The 18,059-nt window shown below is 69.6% G+C and carries 18 protein-coding genes and 1 other RNA gene; 8 read left to right on the top strand and 11 right to left on the bottom strand.

Annotated elements, in window-relative coordinates; translation table 11 throughout:
* Positions 1-5: 5 nt before the first annotated feature.
* Entirely contained in the window at positions 6-905 is a 900-nt protein-coding gene (locus KME79_RS02270) for a bile acid:sodium symporter family protein (protein ID WP_219543114.1), read from the bottom strand.
* 103 nt (positions 906-1,008) lie between these two features.
* Positions 1,009-2,043: a TetR/AcrR family transcriptional regulator C-terminal domain-containing protein gene (locus KME79_RS02265; RefSeq protein ID WP_219543113.1), complete on the bottom strand. Its 1,035-nt coding sequence runs from the start codon at positions 2,041-2,043 to the stop codon at positions 1,009-1,011.
* A 146-nt stretch (positions 2,044-2,189) separates the two neighbouring features.
* On the opposite strand from KME79_RS02265, the gene KME79_RS02260 reads away from it, so the two are divergent.
* Complete coding sequence (locus KME79_RS02260; protein WP_219543112.1) at positions 2,190-3,287, top strand: FAD-dependent monooxygenase; 1,098 nt, start codon at positions 2,190-2,192, stop codon at positions 3,285-3,287.
* Positions 3,288-3,449: 162 nt separating this feature from the next.
* On the opposite strand, the gene KME79_RS02255 is transcribed toward KME79_RS02260, so the two are convergent.
* Positions 3,450-4,124 carry a hypothetical protein gene (locus KME79_RS02255; RefSeq protein WP_219543111.1) on the bottom strand — a complete coding sequence of 225 codons (675 nt, stop codon included), beginning with the start codon at positions 4,122-4,124 and terminating at the stop codon, positions 3,450-3,452.
* Between the two features lie 284 nt (positions 4,125-4,408).
* Positions 4,409-4,867, bottom strand: a complete 459-nt coding sequence (locus KME79_RS02250) for an ATP-binding protein (protein WP_219543110.1) — start codon at positions 4,865-4,867, stop codon at positions 4,409-4,411.
* 197 nt (positions 4,868-5,064) lie between these two features.
* Between KME79_RS02250 and KME79_RS02245 the strand changes: the two genes are divergently transcribed.
* A complete protein-coding gene (locus KME79_RS02245) occupies positions 5,065-6,360 on the top strand; it encodes a tetratricopeptide repeat protein (RefSeq protein ID WP_219543109.1) in 1,296 nt (431 codons plus the stop codon).
* Between the two features lie 147 nt (positions 6,361-6,507).
* On the top strand, positions 6,508-6,639 hold the full coding sequence (locus KME79_RS46110; protein WP_281429263.1) for a hypothetical protein: 132 nt from the start codon (positions 6,508-6,510) through the stop codon (positions 6,637-6,639).
* Positions 6,640-6,846: 207 nt separating this feature from the next.
* Here the strand turns inward: KME79_RS46110 and KME79_RS02240 are convergent, their stop codons facing one another.
* The 7 genes from KME79_RS02240 to KME79_RS02210 form a co-directional block, all read right to left on the bottom strand.
* A complete protein-coding gene (locus tag KME79_RS02240) occupies positions 6,847-7,284 on the bottom strand; it encodes a hypothetical protein (protein ID WP_219543108.1) in 438 nt (145 codons plus the stop codon).
* Positions 7,285-7,565: 281 nt separating this feature from the next.
* On the bottom strand, positions 7,566-8,057 hold the full coding sequence (locus KME79_RS02235; protein ID WP_219543107.1) for a hypothetical protein: 492 nt from the start codon (positions 8,055-8,057) through the stop codon (positions 7,566-7,568).
* A gap of 172 nt (positions 8,058-8,229) precedes the next feature.
* Positions 8,230-8,604 carry a hypothetical protein gene (locus tag KME79_RS02230; protein ID WP_219543106.1) on the bottom strand — a complete coding sequence of 125 codons (375 nt, stop codon included), beginning with the start codon at positions 8,602-8,604 and terminating at the stop codon, positions 8,230-8,232.
* Positions 8,605-8,740: 136 nt separating this feature from the next.
* An RNA gene (rnpB, locus tag KME79_RS02225) (RNase P RNA component class A) lies at positions 8,741-9,142 on the bottom strand.
* Between the two features lie 172 nt (positions 9,143-9,314).
* Entirely contained in the window at positions 9,315-10,571 is a 1,257-nt protein-coding gene (locus KME79_RS02220; RefSeq protein WP_219543105.1) for a bifunctional RNase H/acid phosphatase, read from the bottom strand.
* A gap of 28 nt (positions 10,572-10,599) precedes the next feature.
* Complete coding sequence (locus KME79_RS02215) at positions 10,600-11,340, bottom strand: zinc ribbon domain-containing protein (protein WP_148030279.1); 741 nt, start codon at positions 11,338-11,340, stop codon at positions 10,600-10,602.
* A gap of 2 nt (positions 11,341-11,342) precedes the next feature.
* Positions 11,343-12,152, bottom strand: coding sequence for a Nif3-like dinuclear metal center hexameric protein (locus KME79_RS02210; RefSeq protein ID WP_261808398.1), 810 nt, complete (start codon positions 12,150-12,152; stop codon positions 11,343-11,345).
* A 110-nt stretch (positions 12,153-12,262) separates the two neighbouring features.
* Here KME79_RS02210 and KME79_RS02205 point away from each other — a divergent pair, with 110 nt between their 5' ends.
* The 5 genes from KME79_RS02205 (at position 12,263) to KME79_RS02185 (ending at position 18,032) form a co-directional block, all read left to right on the top strand.
* Positions 12,263-13,693 carry a flavin-containing monooxygenase gene (locus KME79_RS02205; RefSeq protein ID WP_219543104.1) on the top strand — a complete coding sequence of 477 codons (1,431 nt, stop codon included), beginning with the start codon at positions 12,263-12,265 and terminating at the stop codon, positions 13,691-13,693.
* A gap of 80 nt (positions 13,694-13,773) precedes the next feature.
* Positions 13,774-14,796, top strand: coding sequence for a dipeptidase (locus KME79_RS02200; protein WP_148030277.1), 1,023 nt, complete (start codon positions 13,774-13,776; stop codon positions 14,794-14,796).
* A gap of 9 nt (positions 14,797-14,805) precedes the next feature.
* The gene (locus KME79_RS02195; RefSeq protein ID WP_148030276.1) at positions 14,806-15,537 is read left to right on the top strand and encodes a GNAT family N-acetyltransferase; all 732 of its coding nucleotides are present in this window, start codon (positions 14,806-14,808) and stop codon (positions 15,535-15,537) included.
* A gap of 48 nt (positions 15,538-15,585) precedes the next feature.
* The gene (locus tag KME79_RS02190) at positions 15,586-17,019 is read left to right on the top strand and encodes an Nramp family divalent metal transporter (protein ID WP_148030275.1); all 1,434 of its coding nucleotides are present in this window, start codon (positions 15,586-15,588) and stop codon (positions 17,017-17,019) included.
* Between the two features lie 50 nt (positions 17,020-17,069).
* Positions 17,070-18,032 (top strand): helix-turn-helix transcriptional regulator, encoded by a 963-nt coding sequence (locus KME79_RS02185; RefSeq protein ID WP_219543103.1) that lies wholly within the window; start codon positions 17,070-17,072, stop codon positions 18,030-18,032.
* Positions 18,033-18,059: the final 27 nt, after the last annotated feature.

Below are 18,059 nucleotides of genomic sequence, written 5' to 3'. Positions count from 1 at the left end.
GACGCTCAGGCTTCCGCCGGCAGGCGCTCCTCGGGTTCGGCGAGGCCGGCGCGGCGTCGTACGAGATAGCCGAAGACCAGCGTGGTGCCGAACATCAGCACCCCGTAGACGGCGGGCGGCACCGCCATCGTCGAGTTGGCCAGCAGCGAGGGGCTCAGCGCGATCGTGATGGCCAGCGTGCTGTTGTGGATGCCGATCTCCATCCCGGACGCGATCGCCTGCCGCCGCTCCACCTTGAACAGGCGGGGCAGCCAGTAGCCCACGGTCAGGCTGATCACGCTGAACAGCAGCGCCACCAGCCCGACGGCGGCGATGTAGCCGCCCAGCCGCTCCCGCTCCTGCACGATCGCCCCGACGATGACCGCCGCAAGCACCAGCGCCGACAGGATCCTGACCGGCTTGTCCATCCGGTCGGCGAACCGCACGCTGAGCCGCCGTACGAGCATGCCGATCACGACGGGCACCAGCACGATCGCGAAGACCTGCACCACCTTGTCCGCCTGAAGCCCGATGTCCTGGCCGTCGCCGAGGAAGTGGTTCAGCGACAGGTTGACGACCACGGGCAGCGTGAAGGCGGCCAGGACAGAGTTGACGGCGGTGAGGGTGATGTTGAGCGCCACGTCGCCGCCGAACAGGTGGCTGTAGAGGTTGGCCGTCGTCCCGCCCGGTGAGGCGGCGAGCAGCATCATCCCGACGGCGAGCAGCGGGTCCAGGCCGAACAGCACGACCAGGCCGAAGCAGGCGGCGGGCAGCACGAGCACCTGGGCGACCAGGGCCACGATCACGGCCTTGGGCCGGGTCGCCACGCGGGCGAAGTCGCCGAGGGTGAGGGACAGCCCCAGCCCGAACATGATCAGTGCGAGCGCGGCGGGGAGCATGACTGTGGTGAGAACGGACTGCTGCATGGGGGGACCACCGTTCCTCGGGCCTGAGCAACCGCTGCCCCTGTCTAACAGCCCGGCGTCGGGCCGATCAAGACATCGATCCCATTCGTGACCTTCCGTGTTGTCAGGGCTCCTCCACGAGCACCGTCAGGCCGTCAAGGAGGGTGCGCAGGCCCAGCTCGAACAGCCGGTCGAGGTCGAGGTCGTAGCCGTCGCGGCCGAACGCGGCCATGAGCCGCGAGAAGGCCGGATAGGCGCCGGTCGCGGCGATCGACCCGAGGGCGGGCCCCTGGCTCTCCATCCACTGCTCCTCAGACAGGCCGGTGGCGGCCTCGGCCAGGACCTCGCGTTCGAGGTGGACGGCCAGGCCCTGGACGTGGCTGTAGATCACCGCCTGGAGGTCCATCCTGGTCGTCTCGTCCAGGCCGAGGCTCTCCAGCGCGGCGAGCAGCTGCTCGCCGTGGGCCAGCAGGTTGGACAGCGGCAGCGGCCGGAAGAGCGAGTTGAGCTGGGCGAGCCACGGATGGCGGCGATGCACCGCCCACAGGGTGCGCGCCGCGCGCTCGATCTGGGCCCGCCACCCGGCTCGCGGCTCGCCCGGATAGCCCAGCTCGCCGAACGCGGCGTCAGCCATGAGGAGGACCAGCTCCTCCTTGCCCGCGACGTAGCGGTAGATGGTCATGGTCGCCACGCCGAGCCGTGCGGCGACGCCGCGCATGGACAGCGCGTCCAGCCCTTCGGCGTCGGCCAGCTCGATCGAGGCGCGCACGACGCGGTCCCGGCTCAGCTCGCCGTCGGGCTGCCCGGACGGCCGCGGCCCGCGCCGCCGCGGCCGGTCCCGGCCGGCGTGATCGCCGGGGTCGCGGGTTCCGGTGGTCTCCCCCGTGCTGCCGAGGGCGGGAGGGGCGGCTGGGGCGGCTGGGGCGGCTGGGGCGGCTGGGGCGGCGACGATCGTGCCGGCGCGGGGGCGGGCGTGCACGAGCCCTTCGTCACGCAGGCGGTTGAGGACCTTGGTGGCCGTGGCGAGCGCCACCCCGTGCTCCCTGGCGATCTGGCGGGTGGACGGCACCCGGTCCCCCGGCCTGAGCCGGCCGTCGGCGATGCTCCGGCGGATCTCCGCGGCGATGCGCAGATAGGGCGGCCCAGTGGGATCGGTCACGACCTGCTCCTTCGTCCATCTGTACTAGCACAGAAACTAGCACAGCCCTCGCTGTCCTAGTACATAAACGCAGGTCAAAGCGTTGTACTTGCAATTAGTACGCTGTACATTCAGGTCCGCGAAGACCGCAACACAAGGAGCGAGACATGACCACCGTCCTCATTTCCGGCGCGAGCGTCGCCGGCCCTGCCCTCGCCTACTGGCTACGCCGCCACGGCATCACCCCCACCGTCGTCGAGCGGGCGCCCGCGCCGCGCGCCGGCGGTCAGGCCATCGACATCCGCGGCGTGGCCCTCGACGTGGTCGACCGGATGGGCCTGCTGACCCCGCTGCGCGAGGTACGCACCCGGATGCGTGGTATGTCCATGCTGGACGGCGACGGCAACGAGATCATGCGATCCACCGAGCACGCCATCAGCAGCGGCCGTCTCGACAACGACGACATCGAGCTGCTGCGCGAGGACTTGACCACCCTCCTGTACGACCGGACCAGGCAGGACGTCGAGTATGTCTTCGACGACTCGATCACCGCGCTGGAGCAGGACGAGCACGGCGTGCGCGCGACGTTCGAGAAGGGCGGGCCGCGGACCTTCGACCTGGTCGTGGGCGCCGACGGGCTGCACTCCACGGTGCGGCGGCTGGCGTTCGGCCCCGAGGAGGAGTTCGTCCACCACCTCGGCACCTACCTGTCGATCTTCACCGCCGACAACTTCCTCGGCCTGGACGACTGGCAGGTCTGGATCCGCGAGGGCCAGGCCGGCGGCGGCGTCTACCCCGTGCGCGACAACACCGAACTGCGAGTCAACCTGGGCTTCGAGTCCGATCCTGTACCGTACGACCACCGCGACCTCGACGCCCAGCGCCGGCTCGTCGCCGAGCGGTGCGGCGGGCTGCGCTGGGAGGTGCCCAAGCTGCTCGCGGCCATGGAGACGGCGCCGGACTTCTACTTCGACGCGATGGCGCAGGTGCGGATGGACTCCTGGTCGCGCGGCCGGGTGACGCTCCTCGGCGACGCCGGCTACTGCGCCTCGCCGCTGTCGGGCCAGGGCACCAGCCTTGCCCTCGTCGGCGCGTACGTGCTCGCCGCCGAACTCGCCGCCGCCGACCACGCGACGGCGCTTATCCGGTACGAGACGCGCATGCGTCCCTTCGTCGAGCTCAACCAGGCGCTGGCGACCGAGAACCCGGGCGGGCCCGCCTCGGAGGAGTCGCTCGACCGCGCCAAGAACGCCATCACCTTGTAGATGTCATCCGCCCTCAGTCCTCTTTATGGGCCGGCTGCTGTCCCGGTTCGCCGAGATCCCACTCCTGCCGAACCTACGACACGCGGACTCGACACGGCAGCCCCCTCATCGAAGTGACACCTCCCCGAACCGGCACTGATAGCCAGCCCCAGTCTGCGCTCCTCACGCTCTGAAGGGATATCCGATCTCAACCCGGCCTTCTTCAAGACCAGCGAGATCGACCTCTGGACTTAGCGCGGACACGACACTCCGCGTCAAAGGCCGGAGCGCATAGACCCATCGCACCGCCTCAAGGTCCACCGCGACCTCGTAATGCTCCTGCGCGAACTGCTGATACGCCTCCGGTCTGCCGTCGAGCAGAACGTCGAACAGCAACTCAGCGCTGCCGTCGTCATTGATCCCCGTGGGCAGGCTCTGAATTGCGCCGCTCTTCCACTCCACGTCGCCACGCTCGCGCCAGAAGCAAACTGTCGCCATGGGCGTCCCTATCTCGTCGCTGAACGCAGGCTCCGTGATCAGGGCACGAAACACCTCCGGCACCGTTTCGAACAGGCCGGGCCAGGGTGCTGGAGGATCAGTGCGATACGGACTCATCGGGGACTCGTGGTCGAAGCCTCGCGCGAACGCACCTGCCGACGAGAAGATGATCGAATACTCGTTCCCGCAGCCGTCACGCATCGAGGCCATCTCCTCGCTGGGCGACCACCGACAATTGAACGAGTAGAACCGAGACTCCCACTCGGGGCTCATGATCGCATCCAGCATGGCCAGGGCACGGGAGCGATCTCGCACCATCGCGATGCCAGGCAGTTCACGGACAACTTCATGGACGGACACAGGGCCATCCAAGCCGATCTCACCGACAACCCACACCGCCTACATCACTCGCTGCCGCCCCTAGACAGCAGCCGTCCAAAGCCGTCTCGTAGATCACGCCATCGGTGGAACGCCCAACGAAGGCGGGCCCGGCCGCGACGCAGAACTCGTAGCAGGGCCCGCAACGGCTACACGTGTGGCGGCGCACCCGAACCTGCCAGCACCGGGCGGCTGGCGTCGCCCATTCGAGGCGTTCATGATCCTCCCGCAGAGGCGCAACGTGGAGGCCGTGATACTTCCTGTGTCTATGCTCGTCGCCGGTCCTCCGTGCGGGGCAGTGCGAACCAGGTCGCCTTTCCCTCCACCCCCGGGCACGTGGCGAACGTCTGTGGGATGCAGCCGTAGAGACCGGCCGACAGCTCCGCCACGATCAGCAGCCCTCGGCCGTTCTCGGCCTGAGCATCCGTACCCCGACGTGTCGGGCGAACGGCCCCGGCGTCGACCACCATGCAGACCACTTCGGCCGGATCGACCCGTACCACCAGCTCGTACGGCGCGGCACCGTACAGCACCGCGTTGGTGACCAGCTCGCTGACCATCAGAACCGCGTCGTCCACGAGATCACGCCGCAGGCCGACCAGCAGGAGCGCACGCCGGAGGAGGTCGCGGGCATCACCCACCGCCCGCGCATCGTCGCGGAGCCGCCAGACCAGGCTCCGCCCGAGAGAGTGTGAGCGATCCGCCACCACAACCGTCTCCGCCATGTCCCATCCCTCACTCCGCCGAAAGCGCATGGATTCCAGTAGAGGGCATGCCTGCGCGGTCGCGGAGGGCGACAATCAAGAGCAGTGACGGACACACTCCGTGTCCGTTCGCGTCCTCAAGGTGACTGCGATGTCGGCAAGGGCGACAATCGAAAGCGTCAGGTGCACTGCATGATCAGCGCGCTCACGGAGGTGAAATGGTGCGAGGAAGCGCGTGGTTCCCAGAGTGGGCCGCGCTCATCCGTACGCAGCGAAAGGCCCGCGGCTGGGACGTCCACACGATGGCTCGGCAGCTACGCCAAGCAGCGGGCTTCGAGCGCGACGCCCTTCCCGATCATGATGCTCTCGTACGCTCCATCCGGCGCTGGGAGTCAGGCAAGATCACCGTCCTGAGCGAGCGTTACCGTTTGCTCTACTGTCGCGCGCTGTCGATCGACGAACCGGCCTTGTTCCCTGAAGGGCCGGCTGCCATCAATGGAGAAGAGACCGACACCGAGGACGGTGATCCTACGAACCGCCGAGACGCCCTCAGATTCGCCGCCCTCCTGCCTGCTCTCGCCAGCCTGCCGGAGGACGCCGAGCCCCGCGAGTTCACCCGCCACAGCGAGGAAACCGACGTGGGAGCGGCAACACTCGACCAAGTACGGCAGGCCATCGCCGCATACGGCACCGACTACGCGACGCAACCCGTCTCGGAGCTGTGGGAGCCGGCGCGGCAGGACCGTCGTCGCGTCGCCGCCCTGCTCCAGCGCCGTACCACGCTGCGCCAGCGCCGTGATCTCTACGTGGACGCCGCCTGGCTCTCGACCATCCTCGCCTGGCTCGCCCATGACGGTGGCAAGCAACGAACCGCCCTCGCCTACGCCCATGACGCCTGGCGGCACGCCGACGAGGCAGAGCACGCGGAAACGGCAGCGTGGGCCAAGGATGTGGAGGCCACTATCCTGCTGTACGGCAATCGCCCGGCCGAGGCCCTTCGCGCGGCGCGAACCGGCGCAGCCCGCGCGCCCGCCGGCGGACCGGCTGCCGCACGCCTGATCTCTCAGACGATGCGGATCAGCGCCAGGCTCGGCAGAGGCCCTGGAACACTGCGCTCCGTGCCCAATCATTTGCCTGCTCACCAGGCCGGGCTGTTCTCCGCCGACGTCGCCCGCTTCCACTCTTTCGCCGCCACCTCGTACCTGTGGCTGGGTGATCCGCGGTCGGCCGAAACGCATGCGAAGGAAGCACTCGACCTCTATGCCTCCGCCCCCGGCATCTCCCCCACCCGGCGGACGATCACCCTGCTCGACCTCGCCATCGCCAAGGCACAGCTCCGCGACCTCGACGGCGCCCTCTCCTTGGGCGCTTCCGCCTTGCAGCTCTCGCGCCCGGCTTCTGCCGTCACCGATCGGAGCAAGGATCTGGGCAGAGTCCTCGGCGAGAGCTTCCCGCACTCCGTCCAGGTCAAGGACTGGCAGGCGGCATCCAGGTTGGACGGTCCGCGCCATTGATCCGAGCAGCCTCACCCGCCCCGCCCAAGCGGCGGTGCTCCGTGTCGGACTCGCGGCCCCCTCGGAGTCCACACGCTGCGCGTGCAACCTGGGGCCGTTCTCGTACGGTCGCGCCTGGGCAGATTCTTCAACGGCTACCCTCGCGGCATGGACAACGACGAGCCTGCGATCCAATTGTGGAGCGACGCCGAGCTCGCTGCCGGGGCCGGCTTCGTAGTTCTGCTGGTCCTCCTGCCCACCATCATTTGGCCTGCCACTGTGATGCTGCGACGCAGATAGCGTGCCGCACCCGCTGTCCTCCCTACGGGCCTTGATCTGCCCGAGAGATTGAAACATCCAGGCGAATTCTCCATCAGTGCTCGGTCAACCGCGCGTACGCTCGCATCCGCGCCTGCGGGGAACGCGCCGTTGCCGCCTTTCCCGTACCGCGACCCCCACGATCGTGCAGGCCATCATCGGGCTGCTGTCCAGGGTTTACGAGCCGCGTCAGTCCAAATAGTCGCTGATGTAGTTCTCGCACTCGACCTTGAGGTCGTTCTCGGACTGCTTGCAGCCGCGCCAGATGAACTGCTGCCTGCTGACGTCACCGGAGATGGACACGCTGAGTTCTCTGGTCCCTCCGTTGCACGACACACCGTTCGTGTACTTCCAGCTCACGAGGGGGTTGTTCCATGAGCTCTTCTTGTACTGGGCGTACACCGTCCAGCCGTCGTCGCAGAGCCCGTCTCTTACCGTGAAGGAGTTCCGGCCTTTGGCCATATTCGATGTGCCGGAGTTGAACCAGACCATGCCTGCTACATTGCCGGCCGCGTGATAGACGTTCATGCTGCTGGTGGCCGCGTGGGCCACCCCGGTCGTCATGACGGTCATGGCGGTCACCCCGAGCACGACCACCGCTTTGGCCACATTGAGTCGCTTGGGCATCACTGCACCTCTTCTCATTCCCCCGTGGGCCGCGTCCTGCCGACGCCTTCCCTTGAATCACCGGCGATGTTACTGAGGCTGAAGCTCGAAAGGTAGATCATGAGCGCTTTCCACCTGAGCAGCTGGAGAAGTCGGAGCAGGAGGAACTGGCCCGGCTGAGGCAGGCAGGAGAAGGTCGAGCTGGTCAAGCAGCACGCCATGGAGCGGACGGCGTGGAAGACGAGCGCGATGACGGTCTACTGGTCACGGATAGAGCTCTTACCTCCCACGCGGGGCCGTTGTCATTCGGCGTCCTGGTGCGGGTCGGTCCATGTCTCTGTGACGTGGCCGCCCGGCAGTGCGATATGCAACTGTCGGCACCATGATCGCGTCGGCGTCCATTCTAAAGCCGGCGTGAAATACACACGCAGCCAGCGGGCCGAGCGGGGAACTGGCCCACCCAGATGGCGACTTCCATGCGCGGCCGTCTCGCCGCTCGGATCGAAGGCACCAGTATTGTCGTGGCGGTAATGGGTGCCGAGGTCATCCTCAGCCGACAGGGTCCAGTACCAGAAGAACGGTCCTTTGAGATCCTTCTCGTGTTGCCGCACTCCTGGGACGAACTCGTAGTGCAGCACACCGCCGGCGCCTGATGTCTCCAGTCCGCGGGCAACCACGTGGTGGCCTTCCAGCAGTTCCCCGAGATCGATGTCGAAGACGATGTCGAGACGCCTCGACCCGCCCATCTTGGCGAAGTAGGCGTCGGTAGCCGTACGCGGCGGAATCCTGATCACGACCCCAAGCATCAGACACGATCGAGAAGTTGGCCACTCAATATGTTGGGCACGAAGCGCTTAATGGGCGAAGACCGTGCGGTTCGGGCGCAAGGTTAGGACGGTCGTCTAGTTCGGGCTCGTTCGTATTAGTTCGCCTCATGTGGCTCCCAACCTGGCTCCCCTTGCTCTCTTAGCCAATCACGCCCTCTAGGATGTCCAGCGCCAACCGCAGCGCACCGAGGCCGATTGCTATCACCCCCAGTACCAGCCCCGCCACTGACCTGCTGCGGTTGGACACCGTGGAGACCGTGGGCTTCTTTCGCATCCCAGGCCATGCCAGTGCTGCCGCAATGATCCCGAGAGCCGGCATCGTCCAGTTCGGCACCCCCCATCTCGGTGTCAGCAGGGCACTGGTGAACAGGGCGAGGCAGGCGACGATCAGAGAAAAGAGACCCAAACGATCGAATAATCGCGTCATAGCGAGCGAGTGTAAGTCACTCACCTGCCATTCCAGTGTGACGGACTCCCCTTGCGGAGTCCGTACGATCGCCGAGACGATGGACACCTACGGGCACCTCTTCCCGGACCAAGACGATCTCGGGCGTGGGTCGATTGACGCACTTCTGCGTCCGAATCTCACGGAACAGGGACGGAACAGGCAATCTTGAACAGCGCTCCGCCCCTGGTCACAGGGGTGGAGAGGGACGAGCCGGCCTGTAGGCCGGGTTCTGTCCTTCGCCGAGACGAAGGGGCGACCATCCATCTAGGGCCGTCGTTGCCGGCGGCCTCGAGCGGTCTACCCGTGCGCCTCGGGCGGGCAGCCCTCAAGCGGCGCACGCGGGACGGTCCCCGAGGGGAACGTCCCTTCTTGACCTTGCTCCGGGTGGGGTTTACCGAGCCGCCCACGTCACCGTGGGCGCTGGTGGTCTCTTACACCACCCTTTCACCCTTACCTCCCGGAAGTCCGGAAGGCGGTTTGCTTTCTGTGGCACTTTCCCGCGGGTCGCCCCGGGTCGGCGTTACCGACCACCCTGCCCTGTGGAGCCCGGACCTTCCTCGGCGGCCCTCGTGAAGAGGCCCGACGCGGTCGCCCGGCCGGCTCGTCCGGTGTCGAGATTAGCGCATGCAAGCGGTCCGCAACCAAATGACAAGATCCGCACGATGAGATGACGGGGTGTCATCGCCTGAGGGGGGCGGTGGCGCCAGGGGTCGTGCCGGGTGTTCTGGCGGCGCCCGGCACGACCGGCTCCTGGACTTGTACGAGAGCGCGACCCGTCAGCGGAGGTGGGCGGTGTCGTTGAAGGACTTCACCACCGGGTTGCCGTCGGCGTAGTGCTCGATGAGCGACAGGCAGGCCAGGTCCAGGTGCATGCGGTAGAGGGCGGCCGGGGGCGCGTCCAGGGCCAGGCGCAGCAGGGTCTTGATGGGTGTCACGTGGGAGACCAGCAGGACGGTGCGGCCCTCGTACCTGTCGATGAGGCGGCGCTGGGCGCGGGTGACGCGGTCGGCGACGGCGGTGAAGCTCTCGCCGCCCGGCGGGGCGACGTCGGGGTCGGCGAGCCAGGCGGCCAGCTCGGCGGGCCATCGGCGCTGGATCTCGGTGAACGTGTGGCCTTCCCACGCGCCGAAGTCCGTCTCCCTGAGGTCCTCGTCCGTCTCCACGTCGAGGCCGGCGCGTTCGGCGACGGTCTCGGCCGTCTGCCTGGCGCGGGTGAGCGGGGAGGTGACGACGGCGTCGAGCTTGTACGGGTCGCGCGTGAGCCTGGCGGCGGCCGCGGCGGCCTGGGCGAGTCCGTTGGCGGTGAGCTCGGGGTCGCCGAGGCCGGAGAAGCGGCGTTCGACGGAGAGCGGGGTCTCGCCGTGGCGCAGGAGGACGAGCGAGGTGGCGACCCGGGTGGGCGGGGCCCAGCCGGTGCCTTTGGCGGTGCGCTGCTGGGCGGTGGCGACGGAGGCGGTGGGGCCGGACAGGTCGAGGAGGTCGGTCTGCTCCACGAGGCGGGGGGCTCGGGTGGAGGGCCGGGACGTGGTGCCCAGCGCCGGCGTGCCCCCGGACGGCGGGCCCGTGTCCGAAGCGGACGCGCCCCCGGACGGCGTCCCGCCGGACTTCCAGGAGAGGCCTTGGGCGGCCGCGTCCATCGCTTCGTTGGCCAGGCGGTCGGCGTGCTCGTTGCGGGCGCGCGGGATCCAGGTCCACTCCGTCACCCGCAGCCGCCTGGCCAGCTTGCCCGCTTCGAGGGCGAGCGGGCGCAGGCCCTCGTGCTTGACCTTCCAGCGGCCCGCCATCTGCTCGACGACGAGCTTGGAGTCCATCCGCACGGCCACCCGCGCGCCCTCGCCGCCGACGTCGAGCGCCAGGCGGAGGCCGGCGATGAGGCCGCGGTACTCGGCGACGTTGTTGGTGGCGACGCCGATGGCCTCGGCCGCCTCGGCGAGGGCCCGGCCGTCGGCCGCGTCGCGGAGGACGGCGCCGTAGCCGGCCGGGCCGGGGTTGCCGCGGGAGCCGCCGTCGGCCTCGACGATGTAGGCGGTCACTCGTTCCTCTCAGCGCGGGGGGACGGGGTCACAGGCCCGACTCCGCCGTACGGACGAGGATGCGGCGGCACTCGTCGCAGCGCACCACCTCGTCGGCGGCGGCGGCCTTGATCTGGTTCATCTCGGCGATGGACAGCGCCACCTTGCAGCCCTGGCAGCGGCCGCCCTGCAGCATGGCGGCGCCGACCCCGTACTGCTCGCGCAGCTTGTCGTACAGCTTGAGCAGGTCGGCGGGGATGTCGCCGACGACGGCGGCGCGGCGGGACCGGACCTCGCCCGTCTCCTTGTCGATCTCGGCGAGGGCGGCGTCGCGGCGGGACTCGGCGTCGGCCAGGGTCGCCCTGGCCTCGTCGCGCCGGGTCTTGAGGTCGGCGGCGCGGGCGTCGGCGGCCTCGCGGCGCTCCATGATCTCCAGCACCACCTCTTCGAGGTCGCTCTGCCGCTTGTTCAGGGAGACGATCTCGGACTGGAGGCCGGCCAGATCGCGCGCGGAGGACACGGCGCCGGAGTCGAGGCGCTGCTGGTCGCGTTCGATGCGGGTGCGGACGGTGTCGACGTCGCTCTCGGCCTTGGTCTGCTCCCGCGCCAGGTCACCGGCCTCGGTCTCGGCCTCGATGACCTCGGTGGCGTGCTTGGCGTAGCGTTTGGACTGGTCGTCGATCTCCGCCAGCTCGGGCAGGCTGCGGCGGCGGTGGGCCAGCCGGTCGAGCGCGGAGTCGAGCTCGGCGAGGTCGAGGAGCCTCTTCTGGACCTCGGGGGCTGCTTTCATGATCAATATCCTCTTGTCCAAGCATCGGTGACCGTGGCGGAGACACGTGTCTCAACGTTAACGCCCCTGGCGGTGAGGATGGACGCGGCGGTGTCGAGCCAGGGCCATTCGGTGGCCCAGTGGGCGGCGTCGATCAGCGCGGGCCCGCCCGCCTCGACGAACTCGCTGGCCGGGTGGTGGCGCAGGTCGGCGGTGAGGAACACGTCCACGCCCGCCGCGCGCGCGGTGGCCAGGAGCGAGTCGCCGGCGCCGCCGCTGACCGCGACGCGCGAGACGCGGCGGGACAGCGAGCCGGCGACGCGGATGCCCCAGGCGGTGGCGGGCAGCCCGGCTGCGGCCTGGGCGGCGAACTCGCCGAGCGTCAGCTCCTCCGGCAGGTCGCCGACGCGGCCCAGGCCGCGCCACGGGTCGTCGGCGAACGGCTGCAACGGCACCAGGTCGCCGGTCAGCCCGACGGCGCGGGCCAGGGCGTCGGAAACGCCCGGGTTGGCCACGTCGGCGTTGGTGTGGGCGGTGAACAGGGCGATGTCGTTCTTGATGAGCCGGTGGACGAGCCTGCCCTTGGGCGTGGTGGCGGCGACGGTGGTCGTGCCGCGCAGGTAGAGGGGGTGGTGGGTGACGATCAGGTCGGCGCCCCACTCCACGGCCTCGTCGGCGACGGCGGCGACCGGGTCGACCGCGAACAGCACCTTCTCCACACTCTGGGCCGGGTCGCCGCAGACCAGGCCCACGGCGTCCCAGGATTCGGCCCGGCCGGGCGGGTAAGCCGCCTCCAGCACGTCGATCACGTCGGTCAGGTTCCATGCAGCCACCAGGGCAGACTATCGGCCGGCGCGATCTCCGTCGGTCATGGCGGCGAGGGGTGGGCACCGAACCTGGTTCGGCGTAATGTAAGTGGATCCTGACTCGGTGGAGGGGTGGCATGACACCTAGGGTCGCGATCATCGGCGCGGGCTTCGGCGGATTGTGCATGGCGATCCGGCTCGAACGCGCCGGGATCCGCTCGTACACGATCTTCGAGAAGGCGGGCGGGCTGGGCGGCACGTGGCGGGACAACAGCTACCCCGGCGCGGGCTGCGACATCCCGTCGCATCTGTATTCGTACTCGTTCGAGAAGTACGCGAGCTGGACCCGGAGATATCCGGAACAGCCGGAAATCTTGGGCTATTTAGAACACTGCGCCGACAAATACGACGTCAGGCGAAAAATCAGGTTCAGCACCGAGGTCACCGACGCCACCTTCGACGGCTCACGGTGGCAGCTCACCGCCTCGGGCACCACCGAGGCCTTCGACGTCCTGGTCATGGCGGTCGGCCAGCTCAACCGCCCCCGCCTGCCCGACATCCCCGGCATGGACGACTTCGCCGGCACGTCCTTCCACTCCTCCCGCTGGGACCACTCGCAGGATCTCACCGGCCGCAGGGTCGCGGTGATCGGCAGCGGCTCGTCGGCGGCCCAGCTCATCCCGCCCGTCGCCCGGCAGGCGGAGCGCCTGGAGGTGTTCCAGCGCACCCCGAACTGGGTGATCCCCAAGCCCGACGCCACCTTCAACGCCGCGGTCAGGCTGGCGTTCCGGTTCGTGCCCGGCCTGCAGCGCGCCTACCGCGAGTACATCTACCGGTACGCGGAAGCCACGCTCTACCCGGCGCTGGCCCGAGGCTGGAGCGAGGACCTGCTGCGCAGGCGCGCCCTGAACCACCTGCGCGACCAGGTGAAGGACCCCGAGCTGCGGGCCAGGCTCACCCCCGACTACCCGCCGGGCTGCAAGCGGGTGGTCATCGACAGCCGCTTCTACCCGGCCCTGACCAGGCCCAACGTGGACGTGGTGACCGACAAGATCGTGCGCATCACGGAGAAGGGCGTGCAGACGACCGAGTCGGTGCACGAGGCCGACACGATCGTGTACGCGACCGGATTCCGCAGCACCGAGTTCCTCGCCCCGATGCGGGTCACGGGCCGCGACGGCGTGGACCTCGCCACCCGGTGGGCCGGCGGCGCGGAGGCCTACCTGGGCATCGCGGCGCCGGGCTTCCCGAACATGTTCCTGCTGTACGGGCCCAACACCAACCTCGGGCACAACTCGATCATCTACATGATCGAATGCCAGGTGAACCACATCATGAACTGCCTGCCGCACCTGTCGGACGGCCGCCGGCTGGAGGTGCGGCCGGAGGTCATGGACGCCTGGCGCCGGCGGCTGGACGAGGCGATGGGGCGCATGGTGTGGGGCGACGGCTGCCGGAGCTGGTACAAGACCGCCGACGGCCGGGTCACCAACAACTGGCCGGGCACCACGATGCTCTACCGCAGGCTGACCGCCAAGCCCCCGCGCGCCGCCTACAGGGAGGTTTGAATCCGCCGACCAAGAAGGGGGCCGGAGCTCGTGCGGACCGACATGGCGGCGGCGCGGGCCCGCGCGGTAGCGTCCGCCTCATGACGTCTTCCCTGCACCGTCGCTCCGTCGTCGCCGACACCCACAACGACCTGCTGATGGCGGTCTCGGCCAGGCCGCCCGAGCGCTGGGCGGCGTTCTTCCGCGAGCGCTGGCTGCCCCAGCTCAAGGAGGGCGGGGTGCGGCTGCAGGTGCTGCCGGTCTTCATCGACGACCCGTACCGTCCCGAGGGCGCGCTGCGGCGGACGCTGCGCATGATCGAGTGCGCGCACGTGATCGCCGAGGGGAACGCGGGCGACGTGCGGCTCTGCACGGACGCGGCGGGCGTCGACGCGGCGCTGGACGACGGGCTGATCGCCCTGGTGCTGGCCATGGAGAGCATGCCGGGGCTGGACGCCAGCGTCGAGCTGATCCCCACCCTGCACCGGCTGGGCGTGCGGATCGCCTCGATCGCCCACTGGGGCCGCACCCCGCTGGCCGACGGCAGCGGCGAGGACGCCACCGGCAGCGGGCTGACCTCGCACGGCGTGGCCGCGCTGCGCGAGATGGAACGGCTCGGCATGATCTTCGACGTGTCCCACCTGGGCGCGTCGGGCGTGGCGCACGTGCTGGAGCTGGCCACCCGGCCGGTCATGGCGACCCACTCCTCCGCGCGGGCGCTGCGCGACCACCACCGCAACCTCACCGACGAGCAGCTGCGCGGGGTGGCCGCCACCGGCGGGGTGATCTGCGTGAACTTCTTCGCCGGGTTCCTCACCGAGCACGAGCACGAGGCGACGCTGGACCACCTGCTCGACCACATCGAGCACGTCGCGGGCGTGGCCGGGATCGACCACGTCGGCCTGGGCCCGGACTTCATCCGCGAGGTGATGGCCGACGTGATGCCGCCGTGCGAGGAGGTGAGCTACGGCGTCGACGTGCTGGCCGCCGTCCCCGGCCTGGAGGGCCCGTCGGGGCTGCCCATGGTGACCGAGGGCCTGCTCGGGCGCGGCCTGCCGGAGAAGGACGTGCAGAAGATCATCGGCGGCAACGTGCACCGCTTCCTCACCGGCACGCTCGGGTAGACCCACCAGGTGGAGATACACGAGCTGCGCCGGTTGGAGGAGTTCCACGCGGCGTACCGGCTCTTCGACGACATCTGGCACCCGGACCCGCGCAACGCGCCCGTCCCGGTCGAGCTGATGATCGCCTTCGCGCACGCGGGCGGCTACGTCGCGGGCGCCTTCGAGGGCGGCCGGCTCGTGGGCGCGTCCGTCGGGTTCCTGGCGGCGGACCGGGCCCTGCACTCGCACGTGACCGGCGCGCTGCCGGGGCGGGGCGCCGGGTCCGCGCTCAAGCTGCACCAGCGGGAGTGGTGCCTGCGGCGCGGGCTGGAGCGGATCACCTGGACGTTCGACCCGCTGGTCCGCAGGAACGCCTGGTTCAACCTGGTCAAGCTGGGGGCCAGGCCGGAGGCGTACCTGGAGCGGTTCTACGGGGTGATGGCCGACGAGATCAACGAGGGCGACGAGTCCGACCGGCTGCTGGCCGTGTGGCGGCTGGACCGGCCGCCGGGCACGGCGGTGGAGGCCCGCTACCCCGCCGTGCTCGCCGACGCGGGCGGGCGGCCGCTGGTCAAGCCGGCCGAGGGGCGCACGGTGCTGGTGGCGACGCCGCCCGACATCGAGACGCTGCGCGGGCAGGACCCCGGCGCGGCCCGGGAGTGGCGGCTGGCGACCCGCGAGACGCTGGGCGGGCTCATGGCCGCGGGCGCGCGCGTCACCGGCTTCACCCGTCACGGGGAATATGTCGTGGAGCGGAATTAACCGGGTAGTTCCACTTCCGTTACGGATGCCTGTCATAAGGAGATCCGCATGACGGAGTTCACCCCCACGGTCCCCTCCCGCGTCCTGCCGCCCGTCACCGTCCGCGACCTTCCCCCGCCGCCCCGGTCGGCGTGGCCCATCATCGGCCCCGGCCTGGTCGGCGCCGGCGTCGGGCTCGCCTCGGGCGAGTTCATCCTGTGGCCGTACATCGCCTCCCAGGTCGGTCTCATCTTCGTCTGGGGCGCGCTGATCGGCATCATCACGCAGTGGTTCATCAACATGGAGATCGAGCGCTACACGCTGGCCACCGGCGAGACCGCGCTCACCGGGTTCAGCCGGTTATGGCGCCACTGGGGCCTGGTCTTCGTCCTCATGACGCTCTGCTCGAACCTCTGGCCCGGCTGGGTCACCACCTCGGCCACCATGGTCACCTACCTGACCGGCACCGGTGAGGGCAGCGTGCGGTGGATCGCCATCGGCATGCTCGTCGTCATCGCGCTCGGGCTGACGCTGGCGCCGGTGATCTACACGGTGCTGGAGCGGGTGATCTTCATCAAGATCGCCCTGGTGCTCACGCTGATCGTCGTGGCGATCGTGTTCGCGATCAACGCCGACGCCTGGGCGGGCCTCGGCCGCGGCCTGACGGTCGACGCGAGCTTCCCCGTACCGCCGCTGGAGTTCGCGCTGCTCATGGGCGCCATCGCGTACGCGGGCGCGGGCGGCGGGCAGAACCTGTGCCAGAGCAACTGGATCCGCGACAAGGGCTTCGGGATGGGTCTGTACGTGCCGCGCCTGGTCAGCCCGGTGACCGGGCAGGAGGAGGCGGCGCCGTCGACCGGCTTCCAGTTCGCGCCCACCAAGGAGAACCTCGCCCGCTGGCGGCAGTGGTGGCGGGTGGCCAACATCGAGCAGGCGTCCACGTTCGCGCTGGTGTCGTTCGTGACGATCGCGCTGATGTCGATGCTGGCGTACTCCACCGTGTTCGGGCGGCCGGGGCTGGAGAACAGCATCGACTTCCTCGGCGTCGAGGGGCAGGTGCTGCAGCAGACGGTCGCGCCGTGGTTCGGCGTCCTGTTCTGGGTGATCGGCGCGCTGGCGCTGTTCGCCTCGGCGATGGGGATCGTGGACTACACCTCGCGGCTGGTCGCCGACACGATCAAGACCGTGTATCTCAGGGGGAAGCAGGTCACGGAGAACCGGGTCTACTTCGCCGTGGTGTGGGCGCTGGCGCTGACCGGCATCGTGATCCTGCTGCTTGGCTTCGACCAGCCGCTGGTGCTGCTGGTGCTGTCGGCGAGCTTCGCCGCGGTGATGATGTTCGTGTACTCGATCCTGCTCATCTGGCTCAACCGGAAGGCGCTGCCGGCCCCGATCAGGATCCGCTCGTACCGGCTGGGGGCGATGGTGTGGTCGATCGCGTTCTTCGGGACGCTGACCGTGCTCACGCTGATCCAGCAGGCGCAGCGGATGTTCGGCGGCTGACCGCTGAACGAGGAACCGCGCTTTCCGCGATAGGGGGCAGACTGGCGGGCATGCTGGAGACCTCCGCCCGCCTGCTCAAGCTGCTCTCTCTGCTCCAGGCGCACCGGGAGTGGACCGGCCCCGAGCTGTCGGCGCGGCTCGGGGTCACCACCAGGACGATACGCAACGACGTCGAGCGGCTGCGCAGCCTCGGCTATCCGGTGCACGCCACGCCGGGCGTGGCCGGGGGCTACCGCCTCGGCGCGGGGGCGGCGCTGCCGCCGCTGCTGCTGGACGACGAGGAGGCGGTGGCCGTCGCCGTCGGGCTCGGCCGGGCCGCCGGGGGCGGCGTGGAGGGCATCGAGGAGTCGTCGGTGCGCGCGCTGGCCAAGCTGGAGCAGGTGCTGCCGTCCCGGCTGCGGGCGCGGGTGGGCGCGCTGAACGCGTACACGGTGCAGATCCCCGGCGAGGCCCCGTCGGTGCCGCCCGCGCTGCTGACCACGATCGCCAACGCCGCCCGCGACCGGGAGCGGCTGCGCTTCGACTACACCGGGCACGACGGGTCGGCGACCGTCCGCGACGTGGAACCGTACCGGCTGGTGCACCGGCGCGGCCGCTGGTATCTGGTGGGCTACGACGTGACCCGGCAGGACTGGCGGACGTTCCGGGTCGACCGTCTCAGGCCGCGCGTCCCGTCGGGCCCCCGGTTCACCGCGCGGGAGCTGCCGGAGGACGGCGACGTGGCCGCGTACGTGGAGCGCGGCGTGAACACGGCCATGTGGCGTCACCGCGGCACCGTGCTGCTGCACGCCCCGGCCGAGCGGGTGCGGGAGCTGAGTCTCGGCGACCGGATGGAGATCGAGCCGGCCGGGCCGGACACCTGCGTCCTCAAGCTGGGCAGCGACGACCTCGACGGCATGGCCGTCTGGATCGGCTTCCTGGGCCTGGACTTCGAGGTGCTGGACCCGCCCGAGCTGGCGGAGGCGGTGCGGCGGCTGGCGGAGCGTTACGGGCGGGCGGTCAGCGAGCGGTAAGGGCCCGGTCAGCGGCGGGCGGCAGCC

Source organism: Nonomuraea harbinensis, assembly GCF_019396385.1.
Classification (GTDB): domain Bacteria; phylum Actinomycetota; class Actinomycetes; order Streptosporangiales; family Streptosporangiaceae; genus Nonomuraea; species Nonomuraea ferruginea.
The sequence above is the reverse complement of the archived record's forward strand: the minus strand, read 5'-3'. Positions and strand labels throughout refer to the sequence as shown.

Bases quoted from the DNA above. Each gene is read 5' to 3' on its own strand.
- KME79_RS02240 (WP_219543108.1), bottom strand. From the start codon at position 7,284: ATGCCCAAGCGACTCAATGTGGCCAAAGCGGTGGTCGTGCTCGGGGTG.
- KME79_RS02260 (WP_219543112.1), top strand. From the start codon at position 2,190: ATGACCACCGTCCTCATTTCCGGCGCGAGCGTCGCCGGCCCTGCCCTC.
- KME79_RS02205 (WP_219543104.1), top strand. From the start codon at position 12,263: ATGACACCTAGGGTCGCGATCATCGGCGCGGGCTTCGGCGGATTGTGC.
- KME79_RS02250 (WP_219543110.1), bottom strand. From the start codon at position 4,867: ATGGCGGAGACGGTTGTGGTGGCGGATCGCTCACACTCTCTCGGGCGG.
- KME79_RS02200 (WP_148030277.1), top strand. From the start codon at position 13,774: ATGACGTCTTCCCTGCACCGTCGCTCCGTCGTCGCCGACACCCACAAC.
- KME79_RS02190 (WP_148030275.1), top strand. From the start codon at position 15,586: ATGACGGAGTTCACCCCCACGGTCCCCTCCCGCGTCCTGCCGCCCGTC.
- KME79_RS02185 (WP_219543103.1), top strand. From the start codon at position 17,070: ATGCTGGAGACCTCCGCCCGCCTGCTCAAGCTGCTCTCTCTGCTCCAG.
- KME79_RS02215 (WP_148030279.1), bottom strand. From the start codon at position 11,340: ATGAAAGCAGCCCCCGAGGTCCAGAAGAGGCTCCTCGACCTCGCCGAG.
- KME79_RS46110 (WP_281429263.1), top strand. From the start codon at position 6,508: ATGGACAACGACGAGCCTGCGATCCAATTGTGGAGCGACGCCGAGCTC.
- KME79_RS02245 (WP_219543109.1), top strand. From the start codon at position 5,065: ATGGTGCGAGGAAGCGCGTGGTTCCCAGAGTGGGCCGCGCTCATCCGT.
- KME79_RS02270 (WP_219543114.1), bottom strand. From the start codon at position 905: ATGCAGCAGTCCGTTCTCACCACAGTCATGCTCCCCGCCGCGCTCGCA.